We start from the raw sequence: 16014 nt of genomic DNA, 5'->3' as shown, positions 1-16014 counted from the left end.
TGCCACGGGCGTGGGGTGCACGCCGAGGGGACGTGCAGCGCAAGGGCGCAATGATACCGGCGTACCCCCCGGCATGCCCTAGTCGCCCACGCGCGACCGGTGCCTGACGGTCGGCTGACAGGGGCGCCCCGCAGCCCATTTGGCAGGCCCAGAGCTCCGGGAAACCCCGCTAGGGGCTTTGTTTTCACAATTTGATACTGGTTGGCGAGTCCCTCCCCCACCGGGAGGGGAGTGTTGTGAACCGAGCACCGCCATGAACCCTGTGACCCCGCCTTCCATCGCTTTGACCGCCGCCACGCCCCGGGCGGTCCACGGTCGGTTGCCCCTGCCTGCATGGACCGCATGCGCCGCCCTGGCGGCTGCCGGTGTGCTGGCGGGCGCGGCGCTGCTGCCATGGGCGGCGCATGCGCAGGCGGGGGGCAACGCCCCCGCGCGCATCGGCGTGGTGGGGCCTTTCACCGGGCCATCGGCCGACTTTGGCGTGCCCATGCTCAACGGCATCAAGCTGGCGGTGGACGAGATCAATGCCGTGGGCGGCTACCTCGGCCGCCCGCTGGAGCTCGTCATCAAGGACGACAGGGCCGACCCCGACCAGGGCCGCAAGGTGTCGCAGGAGCTGCTGGCGGAGAAGGTCGTTGCCACCATCGGCTTTTGCAACACCGGCGTGGCGCTCAAGGCCATCGACCTGTTCCAGGACGCCAAAAGCCCGCTCATCGTGCCCTGCGCCACGGGCACGGCCGTCACGGCCAAATACCCCGCGCCCGACAGCTACATCTTCCGCGTGCAGGCGCGCGACGCGATCCAGGCGCCCTTCCTGGTGGACGACATCGTCAAACGCGGCTGGGACAAGGTCGCTATCTTTGCCGACAAGACCGGCTATGGCGAAGGCGGCTACAACGACGTGGTGGCCGCGCTGGCGGCCAAGAACCTCAAACCCGTGCATGTGGCGCGCTTTGACCTGGGGGTGAAGGACCTGACGGCCGAGCTGACTGCGGCGCGCAACGCGGGCGCCAACGTGGTCTACAGCTACACCGTGGGGCCGGAGAACGCCACCATTGCCAACGGCAAGAAGGCGCTTGGCTGGAAGGTGCCGCAGGTGGGGCCATGGCCGCTGTCCTTCCCGTTTTTCCTCGAAGGCGCCAAGGACGCGGCCGAGGGCGCGCTCATGGTGCAGACCTTCATCGCCGAGCCCAGCAACGAGCGCCGGGCATCATTCCTGTCGAGCTACACCCGCAAGTACCAAGGCAAGGTGGCCGTGCCCATGGCGGCGGCCAACGCCTACGACGCCACCTATCTGCTGATGTATTCGTTCCTCGGCATCCGCGACGGCAACCTGAACGGCAAGGCCATCAAGGAGTCGCTGGAGGGCAAGATGAAGACCTACTACGGCGTGGTCACCACCTACGACAAGCCCTTCAGTGCGCAGGACAAGGACGCGATCACGCGCAACATGCTGGTCATGGGCATGGTCAAGAACGGTGCCATCACCTTTGCCTACCCCGAGGATGCCAAGCGCAACCTCATCATCCAGCGCAAGCAATAACAAAAAGCGGGTGCCTGCGCTCGCCACCCGCGAGCCCACCCACCTGACTTTGCGCTGACCACCTAGTGGGCTGCAGGCCCTGGCTGCAGGCGCAACAAGCACAATCGGGCCGTGCTGTCCGTCCTGCTCATCACCTTCCCCTTCTTTGCGCTTGTGCTCTGCGGCTACCTTGCCGCACGGCGCGGCGTGCTGCCGCAGCCCGCCATTCCGGGGCTCAACGCCTTCGTGCTGTACTTTGCGCTGCCCTGCATGCTGTACCGCTTTGGCGCCAGCACGCCCATCGGGCAACTGCTGGACCCGGCCGTGGCGGGCGTCTATGTGCTGTGTGCGCTCGTGATGGTGGGGGCCACGGTGGCGCTCACGCGCAACGCGCGCATCGGCTGGAACGATGCCGCCTTTGGGGCGCTCGTTGCGGCCTTCCCCAACACCGGCTTCATGGGCGTGCCGCTGCTGGTGGCTCTCCTGGGCGCGCAGAGCGCGGGACCAGCCATCGTCACCATCGTGGTGGACATGGTCATCACCAGCTCGCTGTGCATTGCGCTGTCGCGCCTGGACGGTGCAGGCACCCACGGCGTGGGCGTGGCGCTGAAGAACGCCTTCAGGGGCATGGCCACCAACCCCATGCCCTGGTCGATTGCCTTGGGCGCGCTGGCGTCGGCGTTGCAGTTCAAGCTGCCAGGTCCGGTGGACAAGACCATCGCCATGCTGGCCGACGCGGCCTCGCCCGTGGCGCTGTTCACCATTGGGGCGGTGCTGGCGCGCTCGCAGATGAACCAGCACGAGCAGGTGCCCGCGCGCGACTATGTGCCGGTGGCGCTGGCCAAGCTGCTGGTGCACCCGCTGCTGGTGTGGGGCGCAGGCACCGCGGCCATGGCACTGGGGGTGCCGCTCACGCCGTTTGCGCTCACGGTGATGGTGCTGCTGGCCGCCTTGCCCAGCGCCAGCAACGTGTCGCTGCTGGCCGAGAAGTTTGGCGCCAACAACGAGCGGGTGGCGCGCATCATCCTGGTGTCCACCGCGCTGGCGTTTCTGAGCTTCTCTGCCGCCGTCGCGCTGCTGACCTGAGCCGCCAGGCCGCTGCGGTGCGGTGCGGTGGGCTCAGGCCGCTGCCGGCGTCTTGCGTCCCACCAGGTACTGCACGCCCAGCATTCCGTAGAACTCCGAGTGCGGCTCTTCGGCCGCCAGGTGAAAGACATCACCCGCCTGGTACACGCGTTCTGACGTAGCCGTGGCGATGCGGATATCGCCCGACAGGATCAGCGCCTTGGCCTCGAACGGGTGCGTGTGGTCGCCCAGCATGCCGCCGGCCTCGCGGGTCACGGTGACGGCGGGCTCGAAGCCCTCGCGGGCCAGTTCGTCTGCAAATTGTTCGGGGGTCATGGGGTCTCCTGCTTCGGTACGGGGCAGTGTAGGTGCGGGCTCAAAGCCAGGGTGGGGGCTCGGACTCTCAAAAATGATAGCTACCAGCGCATGATGCACTAGCGCTACTGCCGGATTTGCTTTCATTTTCATGCGGGATCGCGCGTGAGCGTCGCCCAGGCAATGTGGCGGTGCCGCTGCGATGCCGCCGCCTTGGCCTGCCTGTCGTTGCCTTCCTGAGATGGCTGCCTTGAGAAAACGATACGAAAAAACATTCGACACGGCATGCTTTTTGCGCCGACGATGCCACGTGGTCAACCCATGCCCACGAACGGACAACAACAGGAGATTCACTATGAGGAAGAGGAATATTGCGCTGTGGGCACTCACGCCCGTGGCCGTTGCGCTGGTGCTTTCGGGCTGCGGCAGCGGCTCGGACAACGACCTGGCCGTGGACAACAATGCCCAGAGCTGCTCGGTGGTGTCCAGCTCCGGCTCGGCCGTGGTGGTGGGGTCCGGCGTGGCGGGTGACCCGGCAGCGCCCGAGGCGGCATCGGGCTACCGCCTGGGCTACAAGGCCAAGCAATCGAGCAAATACATGGTGGTGGCCAACACCCCGCTGGCCACCAAGGCCGGCTGTGACGTGCTCAAGGCCGGCGGCACGGCGGTGGACGCTGCCGTGGCCGTGCAGGCCGTGCTGGGCCTGGTGGAGCCGCAGTCCAGCACGCTGGCGGGCAGCGCCTTCATGATGTATTACGACGCCAACACCAAGAAGGTCGTGGCGTACGATGGCCGCGAGACCGCCCCTGCTGCCGCCAATGGCTACTACCTGGTGCGCCAGGACCAGGGCGATGCCTCGTCCCCCGCGCCCGTGCCCAGCGCCCGGCGCAGCGGCCGCTCCATTGGCGTGCCCGGCGTGATGCGCATGCTGGACATGGCCCACAAGGAACACGGCAAGCTGGGTTGGGACAAGCTGTTCGACGAAGGCATCCAGCTGGCCACCAACGGCTACCGCATTCCGGGCCGCATGGGCGACGCCATCAAGGGCAACGCCGCCAGCCTGGCGCTGGACGCGAATGCGGTCGCCGCCTTCTTCAATGCCGACGGCACACCCAAGGCCACCGGCACCGTGACGACCAACCTGCCGTATGCACAGACGCTGCGCACGCTGGCCAGCGGCGGCGCCAACGCCCTGTACTCCGGCCCTCTGGCCGAAGCCATCGTGGCCAAGGCGGCCCAGGCGGTGGGTGACGATGCGGCCAAGACGCCCATCACCCCCAGCCTGATGACGGTGAACGACCTCAAGAACTACCAGGCCAAAAAGCGCGAGCCGGTGTGCACCACCTACCGCGCGAGCTACTACGTCTGCACCATGTCGCCGCCGTCGTCGGGCGGTATCGCCATTGCGCAGGCGCTGGGCATTCTGGAGAATTTCGACCTTTCCAAACACGGCCCTACCAACCCCAGCAATGAAGGCGGCGTGCCGAGCGTGATGGGTGTGCACCTGGTATCCGAGGCAGAGCGCCTGGCCTATGCCGACCGTGACAAGTACGTGGCTGACACCGACTTCATCCCGCTGCCTGGCAAGGGCGTGTCCACCATGCTGGACAAGGCCTACCTCAAGCAGCGCGCGGCACTGATCCAGCCGGACGGCAAGTCGCTGGGAACGGCGTCGGCAGGGGCGCTGGGCGATGTGCCTCTGGGCGTGGACAAGACGGTGGAGCGCGGCACGACGCACTTCTCCATCGTGGATGCCTACGGCAACGTGGTGTCGATGACCTCCACGGTCGAGTCCAGCATGGGCTCGTTCCACATGGTGGGCGGCTTCCTGCTGACCAACCAGCTCACCGACTTCTCGGCCCAGCCGGCTGACGGCGCCGGTGTGCCCATTGCCAACCGCGTGGCGCCCGGCAAGCGCCCCCGCAGCACCATGGCGCCCACGCTGGTGTTCAAGGGCACGGAGCCGGGTGATTTCGTGATGGCCACGGGCTCGCCCGGCGGCGGCACCATCATCCAGTACGTGCTCAAGACCGTGGTCGGCGCGGTGGACTGGAACCTCGATGCCCAGCAAGCCACGTCGCTGGTGAACTTTGGCGCCACCAACAGCCCCACCACCAACGTGGACGGCGCCAACACGGCGCTGGACCTCACCGGGCTGATCGACGGCCTCAAGGCCAAGGGCCACACGGTGAACAACGCCGCGCAGTCGAGCGGCGTGTCCACCATCATGCGGGTCAACCGCAACGGCCAGACCCGGCTGGAAGGCGGGGTGGACCCCCGCCGTGAAGGCATCGTGCTGGGTGACGGCGCGCTGTAACCGGCGAACCACGCTCTGACGAGACGGGGGCTGCGTTGAAAAGCGCAGCCCCCGTTGCTTTGTATTGAGGCCGCTGTGTGGGCCTGCCGGGCGGACTTAGATGGCTAGTGGGTCCACATCCACCAGCCACCGGATCAGCCCCTTGTGCTTCGGCTGGCTGCGCGTGGCTTGCAATATCGGCTGCCATGCGGCCAGAAAGCGCTGCAGGGTGGTGCGGCTGCTGCTTTCCATCAGCATCTGGGCGCGCTCCACATTGGCGACGCGCTGGATCGTGAGCGGCACAGGCGGGAACAGGATCACCGTGCCATCGGGCAAACCCGGCAACTGCGCAGCGTGGGCGGCGGCGGTGGCCGCAGTCAGAAAGCCCTGCGCCACCTCCTGCGTGCGCGCATCGGCTCGCACCAGCGCCTGGTACGAGAACGGGGGCATGGCGGCCTCTTCGCGCTCCTTGAGCTGCTGGGCGGCAAAAGCTTCGTAGTCGTGCTTGCGCAGCGCCTCGAACACGGCGTGCTGGGGGTGAAAGCTCTGCACCCACATTTCGGGCTGCGTGCCGTGCACCGCTTGGGCGGCCATGTAGGCAGCGTCGCGCCCGGCGCGGCCTGCAGCCTGCATCAGCAGGGCAAACAGCCGCTCGGCGGCACGAAAGTCGCTGCTGAAGAGTGCGCCATCGGGCTGCACGGCGGCCACCAGCGTGATGCGCCGAAAGTCGTGCCCCTTGGCAATCATCTGCGTGCCCACCAGCACATCCACCTCGCCCGAATGCACCTGTGCCAGCTGCGCCTCCAGCGCGCCCTTGGCTTTGGTTGTGTCAGCGTCGATGCGGGCGATGCGGGCGGGCGTGCGGTCGGGCCGCAGCACCTCCCGCAGCAGGGTGCCCAGCTGCTCCTCCAACTGCTCGGTGCCCTTGCCCATGGGGTGGATGTCGGGGCTGCCGCAGGTCGGGCAGTGAAACGGCACGCGCACCGTGTAGCCGCAGTGGTGGCAGCGCAGGGTGCGGTCGGTCTTGTGGAACACCTGGTGCGCGCTGCAGTGCGGGCAGTCGCTCTTCCAGCCGCAGTCCACGCAGTGCAGCACGGGCGCGTAGCCCCGGCGGTTCAGCAGGATCATGCTCTGCTCGCCGCGCGCCACGCGTTCGGTGATGGCCTGCAGCAGCGGCGCGCTGAACACGGTGCGGCGGGGCTGCTGGTTCATGTCCACCCGGCGCACGCGGGCCAGGGCTCCGGCGCCGATGCGGCTGGGCATGTGCAGGCGCACGTAGCGGCCGCCCTCGGGGTCCTCGGCCGTGGGCGGGCGGCTGGCGTGCCAGCTCTCCAGCGACGGGGTGGCCGAGCCCAGGATCACCTTCGCGCCCTGCTCGCGTCCGCGCCAGATGGCCAGGTCGCGGGCGGAGTAGCGCGCGCCTTCTTGCTGCTTGTAGCTGGGGTCGTGCTCCTCATCGACCACGATGAGCCTCAGCCCCGGCAGGCTGGCGAACACCGCCATGCGCGTGCCCAGCACGATGCGTGCGCTGCCGCCATGGGCGGCCAGCCAGCTGGCCAGGCGTTGCGGGTTCGTCATGCCGCTGTGCAGCGACACCACGGCGCCGGGGCCGAAGCGCGGCGCAAAGCGGCCTGCAAACCGCTCCTCCAGCTGGGGCGTGAGGTTGATCTCGGGCACCATCACCAGCGCTTGGGCGGTGGGGTCGGCCTCCAGCATCTCCTGCACGCAGCGCAGATACACCTCGGTCTTGCCGCTGCCGGTGCTGCCAAACAGCAGGAAGGGCCCTTTTTCTGCAGAAATTCGGGCCCTGGCGCTTTCCTGCTCTGCGGTGAGTGCTATGTTTTCAATAGTGCCTGAGGCCTCTCCAGCGCCCTTGGCCGGGCGCCGCAGCCGCCGCGCCAACTGCTCGGGACGCAGGTCGCGCAGCTGGGGGGGCAGCGCGGCCAGCGCCACCTCGCCCAAGGCCCGCTGGTAGTAGCGCGCCGCAAACCCCACCAGTCGGCGCCACGGCGCATCCAGGGGCGCCACACCCTCCAGCACGCCGGCAATGGGGCGCAGGGTGGCGCCATCGGGCAGCTCGCCAGGGGCCTCGTCGGCATCCCACACCACGCCCAGCACCTCGCGCGTGCCCAGGGGCACACGCACCAGCGTTCCGGGTGAGAGCGGGCGCTCACTGGCGTAGCTCAGCAAGTCGCCGACCCCGCTGTGCGAGGGCGTTTGCAGGGCAACGTGGACGATGTAGGTGGGCATAGGCACGGGCTATGGGGTGACTGGCGAGCTTAGTGCGCGTTGTGGATGTGATCTGGAGCTTTGGCGGCTAAGTGCTTGATTTGCCGAGGGTGTGTGAGTAATCCCGGATTTCTGTGGATAACTTTGTTGACATCCCGCCTGGACCCCCGCCCAAGCCGCATGAATACTGGCTGCGAACAGATTGCCCGGAAATGCGGCACTCCAAAAAAATCCTTATGAATCAATCATCTGAAGAAATTTGGCCTCGATTTTTGTGCTAAGCCCATTCGGCGTCTCGATGTTGCGCTGCATCACGTTTTGTGTGCATAAGTCGGACAGCATGGGTTCGTCAAGAGGACAGGCAGCCCCCTTTTTGTGCTAGTGCCGTCATCGGATGTTCATGCATTTCTTCGATTTGGGCTGCAAGTGGTTGATTTGACAGGGTATTTGTAAGAAATCCAGAATTCCTGTGGATAACTTTGTTGATATCCCTTGGGTTTGCTCCGCAAGTCCTTGTCAATTCGTGCTTTGGCTGGATTGCCTGTCAAAAAAGCAGGGGATTTAACGCCATATAAATCAAGCACTTAGCATCGTGGCGAGGTTTGTGTGCAAGTTGCCGTACGAACTCGCGCCGGGTACGAGGATGCTCCAATTTTGTGCATAAGTGCGCTGGCGGGGACGCCGGATCTGCTGCGAAATGCCCGGGGATTGTCGCAGGGCCTGGAGTGTCTGGCGTTCTCGGTGTCACAGCGGTCCATGTCGCTTTGCTTCAAGACGGCGCGGCGACTTGGGGCGACGATGCCGCCATGGCTATTTACTCTTCTTCCCCCATGGCAGATGCGCCCACCATGGAGCGCGACGGTTTTGTGCTGGCCCGGCTGGATGAGGTGTTGCAGGCGGCACGCACCGACAGCCTGTGGTTCATGACCTTCGGGCTTAGGGCCTGCTAACCCCTTTTTTGCCAGTGCGAAGGCCTCCCCCGCCACGCCAATCGAGGCGCGCGACGACGCCAAGGCCGGGGCCTTGACTAGGAGTGCAACGACGAGTGGCGTGGCGGGGGAGGCCTTCCCTCCGGGTTGCGAGGCAAACGGGCCACCCGCTGTGTTGCCAAGCCTCGCTGGGGCAGCACCCCAGCTTCGTTTGGCGCCTTGCGTCTGGACCGTTTGCTTCGCAACGCATCTGGCAAAAATGGGGTTAGCAGGCCCTAACGTGCTGCACGGTCGAGATGATGCACGCCGCCATGGCGCGCTACGACCTGGACCGCTTCGGCATCATCCCGCGCTCCAGCCCGCGCCACAGCGACCTGATGATCGTTGCCGGCACCCTCACCAACAAGATGGCGCCCGCCATCCGCAAGGTCTACGACCAGATGCCCGAGCCGCGCTATGTGATCTCCATGGGCTCGTGCGCCAACGGCGGTGGCTACTACCACTACAGCTACTCGGTGGTGCGGGGTTGCGACCGCATCGTGCCGGTGGATGTGTATGTGCCCGGCTGCCCGCCCACAGCCGAGGCGCTGCTCTACGGCATCCTGCAGTTGCAGGCCAAGATCAAGCGGCCCCGGGTGATCCAGCGGTAAACGGCGGGTGGTTTAACTGCGCCGCAGCAGCCAGTCCGCATCGTCGCCCGGCCGCTGGGTGTGGGCCTTGAGTGCGGCAGGGGGCCTCTCGAACAATGCACGCGCCTCGCGGCTGAAATGCGCCCGGTCGGCGTAGCCATGGCGCAGTGCGGCGTCGAGGGCCCCGGCGTTGCCATCGCGCATGGCCAGCAGCGCATGTTCGGCGCGCAGCATGCGTTCGATCTCTCCCGGCCTCAGGCCCGTTAGCTGCCGGGTGCGGCGCTGCAGGTGCCGGGGCGTCCAGTCCAGCGTGGAGGCCAGGGCCTGGCGTGCGCCGCGCTGCCATGCCTGGTGCAGCACCTGCAGCCAGGCGGCGTGCTGGTCGGCGACCGCTGCCCAGCGCGGGGTCAGAAAGTCCACGCACAGCGCCTGGCGCGCGCCATGGTCGGGCGCCGTGTGGACGGCCGCCAGGAAGGGGTGCCACTCCTCGGGCAGCCAGGTCACCGCGTCCGTGATGCGGTCGGTCAGCGGCGCCAGGTCCTGCCCTGTCAGCAGCCCCAGCGCGCCGGGCTGGAAAGCCAGGCAGAACGAATCGCCATCGCGGGAAGAGATCGAGTGGTAAGGATGGCGGTGTGCGCCCGACAGCGTGATGGCCGGTAGGGCCGCTGCCGTGGCCGTACCTGCACATTCCACAAGCTGGGCCGTGCCCCGCGTGATCCAGATGATGCCGGGGTAGGGGCTGGGCGGCACGCGCGTGTCCGCCGGGGTGTGGTGCGGCTGGCGGCCCAGGTCGCGCCAGAAAAAGGCGCGTACGCAGTCCGCGAGCGCGCCGGGGGGCGTTTGCAGGGCCGAGGCGGGCAGCGCCTGCGGGCCGGTGGGGGGCTCCGCTGGCGCTGGTGTGGGGTGTTCCATTGCCATCACCGGGGCCCTGCCGGGTGCGCCGCGCGGCCTGGAGCCCTCGCTCAGGCGATCAGCCCTGGCGCTGCGCGCGCGAGTGGCTGTGCACAGCCTCCACTAATGCCGCCACATGCTCGGGCGGGGTGAACTGGCTGATGCCATGGCCCAGGTTGAAGATGTGCGTGGGGCCGGTGGTGTTGCGGTCGGTGTGGGGCTTGCCAAAGCTGTCGAGCACGGCATGCACCTGGGTCACGATCTGCGCAGGCGGCGCAAACAGCACGTTGGGGTCGATGTTGCCCTGCAGTGCCTTGCCGGGGCCGCCCACCTGCCCGCCGACGATGGCGCGCGCCTTGCCCAGGTTGGCCGTCCAGTCCAGGCCCAGCACCTCGCAGTCGATGTCCTTCATGTCCTCCAGCCAGATGCCGCCGCCTTTGGTGAAGACAATGCGCGGCACATCGGTGCCATCCACGCCGGTGCGCTTGAGCTGTGCCAGCACGCGCTTGGTGTAAGCCAGGCTGAACTCCTGGAAGGCACCGTCGGCCAGCACGCCGCCCCAGCTGTCAAAAATCATCACAGCCTGTGCGCCCGCGTCGATCTGGGCGTTGAGGTAGGCGGCCACGCTGTCGGCATTCACGGCCAGGATGCGGTGCATCAGGTCGGGGCGGCTGTACATCAGCGTCTTGACCAGGCGGTAGTCGTCCGATCCCTTGCCTTCGACCATGTAGCAGGCCAGCGTCCAGGGGCTGCCCGAGAAGCCGATGAGCGGCACGCGGCCGTTGAGCGCCTTGCGGATGCTGGTGACCGCATCGAACACGTAGCGCAGCTTGTCCATGTCGGGCACGGCCAGCCCGGCCACGGCGGCTTCGTCGCGCACCACCTTGGCAAAGCGCGGGCCTTCGCCCTCGGCAAACGACAGGCCCAGACCCATGGCGTCGGGCACGGTGAGGATGTCGCTGAACAGGATGGCCGCGTCGAGCGGAAAACGCTCCAGTGGCTGCAGGGTCACTTCGGTGGCGTAATCCACATTGGTGGCCAAGCCCATGAAGCTGCCTGCCTGGGCACGCGTGGCCTTGTATTCCGGCAGATAGCGCCCCGCCTGGCGCATGAGCCATAGGGGCGTGTAGTCGGTGGCCTGGCGGCGGCAGGCGCGCAGGAAGGTGTCGTTGGCAAGGGGGGCGAAGGTCATGCTGCGATTGTCGCAGGCCGACCGCCGGTGTCGGTACCCGATCCGGCTGCGGAAATTGACGCGCATCAAGCCGGAACCACGGCGGGTCGGCTCAAGGGCGCCTACCGCTCCGCGATGTAGTGCGACATCCGCACCACCTCGCCCGGTGCCAAAAACGCTCGTACTTCCGTCTCCAGCGCCTGGTCGGCCATCGTGGCGCGGGCGCGCTGGTGTAGGTAGTCGGCCCAGGATTCGACGATGAAGCGCTCCACATAGCGCGACGGCTCGCCCAGGTCCTTGTAGATGCGCCAGAAGGTGGCGCCATCGCGGCGGCGCGGGGCCTTCATGCGGCTGATCGTGTCCAGGAAGGCTGCGTCCGTGCCGGGGGCGATGCGGTAGCCCACTTCCACCGCCACAGGGCCTGCCTCGGGCAGCGGCTCGGCTTCAATGAAGAGTTCGTCCCAGGGCGTGGCCTGGGTCACCTCGTGCAGCGCACCCATGCGCAGCGGCATGGGTCGGGCCAGCAGCAGGCCTACGCCCATGAGCGCAGCGGCCACACACAGCGTGGGCGTGAGGCCCAGGATGTCCGACGCCGCGCCCCAGAACGCCGAGCCCATCGCAAACGCGCCCAGCGCCGCCACCATGTGCATGGCCACGGCGCGCGAGCGCACCCACTGCGGGGCGCTGGCCTGGGTGGCGGTATTGAAGGTGGACATGGCCGACATCCACGCCGCGCCCGCAAACAGCATGGCCATATAGACCACCCAGGCGATGTGGGTGAGCGCCGCCACCAGCATGGCCGCGCCAAATACGATGCCGCCCACGCCCACGATGGCTTCCATGCCAAAACGCGCGCGCAGCCGCCCCAGCACCAGGCCCACGGCCACGGCCCCAGTGCCCAGGCAGCCCATCAGCAGCCCGAAGCCCGGCGCCCCCGTGCCCAGGCGCTGCGCAATCACCGGCAGCAGCGCCCACAGGGCCGAGCCCGCAGCGCTGAAGGCCATCACACGCACCAGTTGCGCCAGGATCATGCGTGAGTGCCAGGCAAAGCGCAGCCCGCTCAGGGTGCCGCCCCAGAGGCGCTCGGCGGGCAGTTTGGAGGGCGGGTGTGCCTTGGGCGGCCAGCGGCGGATGGACTCCCACATCACCAGGGTGGTGGTGACGGTGATGGCAAACACCCAGCCTGCGCCCAGCTGCGCAAACACCAGCCCTGCCAGCGTTGGGCCCACGGCGCGCGCGGCGTTGTAGGCAATGCTCACGGCGGTGATGGCCTGGGGCCACTCGTCGCGCGGCACGGGGTCGATGACCGAGGAGTTCCACGCGGGTGTGAGAACCGCCGTGCAGCAGCCGCACACGAACACCAGAAACAGTACCGACGCCGACCCGCCCCAGCCGCCCAGCACCAGCAGTGTGAGCAGCGCACTGGCCGCCGCCTGTGCCAGGAGTGCGCCGGAGATCAGGCGCCGACGGTCGGTGGTGTCAGCCAGCACGCCGGCAGGCAGGGCCAGCAGGAACATTGGCATAAAGACGGCGGTCTGCACCAAAGCTGCCAGAAAGGACGATCCCGTCAGTTCGACCATGAGCCAGGCGGCGGCCATGGTCTGCATGCCGCTGCCCACAAAAAAGATCCCGCCACAAATCCACAGACCCCGGAACGCAGGTTGACGCAGGGGACTCCACAAAGAGGTCGAGTGTTGTGACATGAAGGCGGGTGGTAGAGCGTGGGGCGTGGTCGGACAGTAAAGCGCGGGGCGCCCCTGCAGGGGTGCTGCAGGGCGTCTTGAAGGATATCGCCGTCTCCCTTTTTTGGGGCACACGGCCGGGGATGTCCCTCAATCCATATGCCGCCCACCGCGCAGCCGGTAGGTGCGCGGAACGTCGGTGCGGGTGGCAACCAGCGCCTCGGCGCGCTGCTGCATGTCGGCCAGGGCACGGTCCAGGCCTGCTACCGCCTCGGCACCGAGCCCGGCCAGCAGCTCCTGGTTGAGCGCCCTGACCTGCGGAAACAGTTCGTCATGCACGGCGTGGCCCGTCGCTGTGAGCGACAGCCGGGCCTGGCGCCGGTCGCCAGGCATGGCGTCGCGGGTGATGAGCTTCTTGGTCAGCAGCGAGGTGATGGCGCGCGAGGTGCGGGCCCGGTCCAGCCCCAGGCGCTGGGCCAGCTCGGCCGGGGGCATGCCGGGGTGCTGCGCCAGCATCATCATCAGCCCCCACTCGCGGCGGGTGATGCCGTAGCCGCCTTCGCACAGCCGCACCACCAGGCTGCCCGCCACGGCGATCAGGCGGTTGAGGCGGTACATGAGAAGGTCGTTCGCGGCCTGCGGGTGGGCCAGCCGGTGGCCGGGCGCGGCGGGTGGGTGGGGGGCCGGTGCAGGCGCGGGCATCAGGGTATATCCGGGCGATGATTGATTAGATCAATTGATTGTGTGCCCAATACAGTCCGGCCATCCACCCCCTGCGCGGCTGCGCGGGCCCTGCCATCGCCCCTGGAGATTTCGACCATGCGCAAACCCCTTGCTTTTGTGCTGACTGCCGCACTCGCCCTGTGCGCCACCCTGGCCCAGGCGCAGGACACCCCGCTGCGCATCGTGGTGGGCTACGCCCCCGGCGGCGCGACCGACCGCGTGGCCCGCATCGTGGCCGACAAGCTGGGCAGCAAGCTCGGTACGCCCGTGATCGTGGAGAACAAGACCGGCGCGGGCGGCCGCCTGTCGGCCCAGGCTGTCAAAGCCGCCCCTGCCAACCAGCCCACGCTGCTGCTGGCCAACCCCGCCGTGATGCTGGTGGCACCCCTGGTGTTCCCCGATGCGGGCTACGACCCGGAGCGCGACTTCCGCCCCGTGAGCCATGTCAACAGCTATGAATTTGGCGTGGCCGTGGGCAGTGCCGTGCCGGTCAAGGAACTGCCGCACCTCATGGCGTGGCTGCGCGCCAACCCCGACAAGGCCAACTTCGGCGTGCCTGCCACGGGCAGCCTGCCGCACTTTTTTGGCCTGATGGTGGGCGACGCCGCCAAGGTGCGCGCCGAGGTGGTGGGCTACCGGGGCTCCGCGCCGCTGCTCAACGACCTGCTGGGCGGCCAGGTGCCCGTGGCGTTCGACACGTTTGACAGCCTGCTGCCCCAGCACGAGGCCGGCAAGATCCGCATCCTGGCCGTGTCGAGCGCCAAGCGCAGCCCGCTCGATGCAAAGATTCCCACCTTCAAGGAAAGCGGCATGGACCTGGCCGCCACTGGCTGGAACACCTTCTTTGCCCCGATGAGCATGCCCAAGGCCCAGGCCGAACGTTTGTCCGGTTTGATCGTGGAGGTGATGAAAGACCCGGACACGCAGCGCAAGTTCGAGACCGCCAAGATGGAGTCCGTGGTGGCGACCATGGCGCAAACCGAGGCCATGCTCATGGCCTACCGCGCGCAATGGGCGCCGGTCGTGCAGCGCTCGGGCTTCAAACCATAGCAAGGAAGCCCCCCTGAGCGGCTGCGCCGCTTCTCCCGGAGGGGGACGGCGGCCTCGCTGCGGGGCGGCCCTTGCTTGCCGCCCCCGCCTCGGCCGCGCCTGTCGCGAAGACTGCGCGCCACGTTGAGTGAAACTGGATTTCGAGATGACCCTACCACCCCGCCCCAACATCATCTTCATCGTCGCCGACGACCTCGGCTATACCGACCTCGGCTGCTACGGCGGTCGCGACGCGGCCTTCGGCCCCGTCTCGCCGGTGCTCGACGGCCTGGCGGCCAACGGCCTCAAGCTCACGCAGGGCTATTCCAATTCGCCCGTCTGCTCGCCCACGCGCTTTGCGTTGATGACGGCGCGCTACCAGTACCGCCTGCGCGGCGCGGCCGAGGAACCCATCAACAGCAAGAGCCGGGGCAGCACCACCCTGGGCCTGCCGCCCGAGCACCCCACGCTGCCCTCGCTGCTGCGCGCAGCGGGCTACCGCACGGCGCTGATGGGCAAATGGCACCTCGGCTACCCGCCCGCGTTCGGGCCGCTGCGCTCGGGCTATGAGGAGTTCTTCGGGCCCATGTCGGGCGGGGTGGACTACTTCACCCACTGCAGTTCCAACGGCACGCACGACCTGTACCTGGGCGAAGAAGAAAAGCAGCAGGACGGCTACCTCACCGACCTCATCACCGACCACGCGCTCGACTATGTGCAGCGCATGGCGCCGGGCGCACAGGCCGGCACGCCGTTCTTTCTGAGCCTGCACTACACCGCGCCCCACTGGCCCTGGGAGACGCGCGACGATGAGGCGCTGGCGCAGGAGGTGAAGACTAACCTGTTCCACCTGCACGGCGGCAACATCGAGACCTACCGCCGCATGATCCACCACATGGACGAGGGAATCGGCCGCATCATGGCGCTGCTGGAAAAGCAGGGCCTGGCGCGCGACACGCTGGTGGTGTTCACCAGCGACAACGGCGGCGAGCGCTTCTCGGACAACTGGCCGCTGGTGGGCGGCAAGATGGACCTGACCGAAGGGGGCATCCGCGTGCCCTGGATCGCCCACTGGCCTGCGCTGATTGCGCCGGGCGGCGTGAGCGCGCAAACCTGCATGACCATGGACTGGTCGGCCACCATGCTCGATGCCGCAGGCGCCGCCGCGCATGCGGACTACCCGCTGGACGGCCGCTCGCTGATGCCGCTGCTGCGCGATGCCAGCCTGCACGACGAGCCCCCGCTGTTCTGGCGCATGAACCACCGCGGCCAGCGCGCCATGCGCCAGGGCGTGTGGAAGTACCTGCGGGTGGATGGCAACGACTACCTGTTCAACCTGGCCGACGACGAACGCGAGCGCGCCAACCGTGCGCCTGTGGAGCCCGACCGCCTGCGGGCCATGCGCGCCGCGTGGGAGGCGTGGAATGTCTCCATGCCCGCTATTCCTGACGATGCCACGGTGAGCCTGGGGTATTCGATCAAGGACATGCCGCAGCGCTGAGCCTGGCGGGCAGACCGTCAGGGGAGTGTTTG

At 67.7% G+C, this 16014-nt stretch carries 13 protein-coding genes; 7 read left to right on the top strand and 6 right to left on the bottom strand.

The features are described from left to right. Positions 1 to 253: 253 nt before the first annotated feature. Positions 254 to 1543 carry an ABC transporter substrate-binding protein gene (locus tag C8C95_RS07015; RefSeq protein WP_116748102.1) on the top strand — a complete coding sequence of 430 codons (1290 nt, stop codon included), beginning with the start codon at positions 254 to 256 and terminating at the stop codon, positions 1541 to 1543. 111 nt (positions 1544 to 1654) lie between these two features. Next, on the top strand, positions 1655 to 2608 hold the full coding sequence (locus C8C95_RS07010) for an AEC family transporter (RefSeq protein ID WP_116748101.1): 954 nt from the start codon (positions 1655 to 1657) through the stop codon (positions 2606 to 2608). A 33-nt stretch (positions 2609 to 2641) separates the two neighbouring features. Here the strand turns inward: C8C95_RS07010 and C8C95_RS07005 are convergent, their stop codons facing one another. Then, entirely contained in the window at positions 2642 to 2923 is a 282-nt protein-coding gene (locus C8C95_RS07005) for a cupin (protein ID WP_108625916.1), read from the bottom strand. 334 nt (positions 2924 to 3257) lie between these two features. Here C8C95_RS07005 and C8C95_RS07000 point away from each other — a divergent pair, with 334 nt between their 5' ends. Further along, positions 3258 to 5219: a gamma-glutamyltransferase family protein gene (locus tag C8C95_RS07000; RefSeq protein WP_116748100.1), complete on the top strand. Its 1962-nt coding sequence runs from the start codon at positions 3258 to 3260 to the stop codon at positions 5217 to 5219. 96 nt (positions 5220 to 5315) lie between these two features. On the opposite strand, the gene priA is transcribed toward C8C95_RS07000, so the two are convergent. Beyond that, positions 5316 to 7448: a primosomal protein N' gene (gene priA, locus C8C95_RS06995; RefSeq protein WP_116748099.1), complete on the bottom strand. Its 2133-nt coding sequence runs from the start codon at positions 7446 to 7448 to the stop codon at positions 5316 to 5318. Between the two features lie 785 nt (positions 7449 to 8233). Between priA and C8C95_RS23765 the strand changes: the two genes are divergently transcribed. Continuing rightward, positions 8234 to 8377 carry a hypothetical protein gene (locus C8C95_RS23765; protein ID WP_207780579.1) on the top strand — a complete coding sequence of 48 codons (144 nt, stop codon included), beginning with the start codon at positions 8234 to 8236 and terminating at the stop codon, positions 8375 to 8377. 275 nt (positions 8378 to 8652) lie between these two features. Then, a complete protein-coding gene (locus tag C8C95_RS06985) occupies positions 8653 to 9006 on the top strand; it encodes an NADH-quinone oxidoreductase subunit B (protein WP_015015958.1) in 354 nt (117 codons plus the stop codon). 12 nt (positions 9007 to 9018) lie between these two features. On the opposite strand, the gene C8C95_RS06980 is transcribed toward C8C95_RS06985, so the two are convergent. The 4 genes from C8C95_RS06980 to C8C95_RS06965 form a co-directional block, all read right to left on the bottom strand. Further along, on the bottom strand, positions 9019 to 9903 hold the full coding sequence (locus C8C95_RS06980) for a helix-turn-helix domain-containing protein (protein ID WP_116748098.1): 885 nt from the start codon (positions 9901 to 9903) through the stop codon (positions 9019 to 9021). Positions 9904 to 9955: 52 nt separating this feature from the next. Next, entirely contained in the window at positions 9956 to 11068 is a 1113-nt protein-coding gene (gene hemE / locus C8C95_RS06975; protein ID WP_116748097.1) for a uroporphyrinogen decarboxylase, read from the bottom strand. A gap of 101 nt (positions 11069 to 11169) precedes the next feature. After that, complete coding sequence (locus tag C8C95_RS06970) at positions 11170 to 12750, bottom strand: MFS transporter (protein ID WP_116748096.1); 1581 nt, start codon at positions 12748 to 12750, stop codon at positions 11170 to 11172. 129 nt (positions 12751 to 12879) lie between these two features. Then, the gene (locus C8C95_RS06965) at positions 12880 to 13431 is read right to left on the bottom strand and encodes a MarR family transcriptional regulator (protein WP_116748095.1); all 552 of its coding nucleotides are present in this window, start codon (positions 13429 to 13431) and stop codon (positions 12880 to 12882) included. 117 nt (positions 13432 to 13548) lie between these two features. On the opposite strand from C8C95_RS06965, the gene C8C95_RS06960 reads away from it, so the two are divergent. Beyond that, the gene (locus tag C8C95_RS06960) at positions 13549 to 14502 is read left to right on the top strand and encodes a tripartite tricarboxylate transporter substrate-binding protein (protein WP_116748094.1); all 954 of its coding nucleotides are present in this window, start codon (positions 13549 to 13551) and stop codon (positions 14500 to 14502) included. A gap of 145 nt (positions 14503 to 14647) precedes the next feature. Continuing rightward, complete coding sequence (locus tag C8C95_RS06955; protein ID WP_116748093.1) at positions 14648 to 15982, top strand: sulfatase-like hydrolase/transferase; 1335 nt, start codon at positions 14648 to 14650, stop codon at positions 15980 to 15982. The last annotated feature ends 32 nt before the right edge of the window (positions 15983 to 16014 follow it).

This window comes from Acidovorax sp. 99, from assembly GCF_003096455.1.
Taxonomy (GTDB): domain Bacteria; phylum Pseudomonadota; class Gammaproteobacteria; order Burkholderiales; family Burkholderiaceae_C; genus Acidovorax; species Acidovorax delafieldii.
Note: the sequence above shows the minus strand (reverse complement) of the source record. Positions and strands in the feature narration are given on the sequence as shown.

Excerpts from the sequence above, each read along its gene's own strand:
- C8C95_RS07015 (WP_116748102.1), top strand. The coding sequence starts at position 254 with ATGAACCCTGTGACCCCGCCTTCCATCGCTTTGACCGCCGCCACGCCC.
- C8C95_RS07005 (WP_108625916.1), bottom strand. The coding sequence starts at position 2,923 with ATGACCCCCGAACAATTTGCAGACGAACTGGCCCGCGAGGGCTTCGAG.
- C8C95_RS07000 (WP_116748100.1), top strand. The coding sequence starts at position 3,258 with ATGAGGAAGAGGAATATTGCGCTGTGGGCACTCACGCCCGTGGCCGTT.
- priA (WP_116748099.1), bottom strand. The coding sequence starts at position 7,448 with ATGCCCACCTACATCGTCCACGTTGCCCTGCAAACGCCCTCGCACAGC.
- C8C95_RS23765 (WP_207780579.1), top strand. The coding sequence starts at position 8,234 with ATGGCTATTTACTCTTCTTCCCCCATGGCAGATGCGCCCACCATGGAG.
- C8C95_RS06985 (WP_015015958.1), top strand. The coding sequence starts at position 8,653 with ATGATGCACGCCGCCATGGCGCGCTACGACCTGGACCGCTTCGGCATC.
- C8C95_RS06980 (WP_116748098.1), bottom strand. The coding sequence starts at position 9,903 with ATGGCAATGGAACACCCCACACCAGCGCCAGCGGAGCCCCCCACCGGC.
- hemE (WP_116748097.1), bottom strand. The coding sequence starts at position 11,068 with ATGACCTTCGCCCCCCTTGCCAACGACACCTTCCTGCGCGCCTGCCGC.
- C8C95_RS06970 (WP_116748096.1), bottom strand. The coding sequence starts at position 12,750 with ATGTCACAACACTCGACCTCTTTGTGGAGTCCCCTGCGTCAACCTGCG.
- C8C95_RS06965 (WP_116748095.1), bottom strand. The coding sequence starts at position 13,431 with ATGCCCGCGCCTGCACCGGCCCCCCACCCACCCGCCGCGCCCGGCCAC.
- C8C95_RS06960 (WP_116748094.1), top strand. The coding sequence starts at position 13,549 with ATGCGCAAACCCCTTGCTTTTGTGCTGACTGCCGCACTCGCCCTGTGC.
- C8C95_RS06955 (WP_116748093.1), top strand. The coding sequence starts at position 14,648 with ATGACCCTACCACCCCGCCCCAACATCATCTTCATCGTCGCCGACGAC.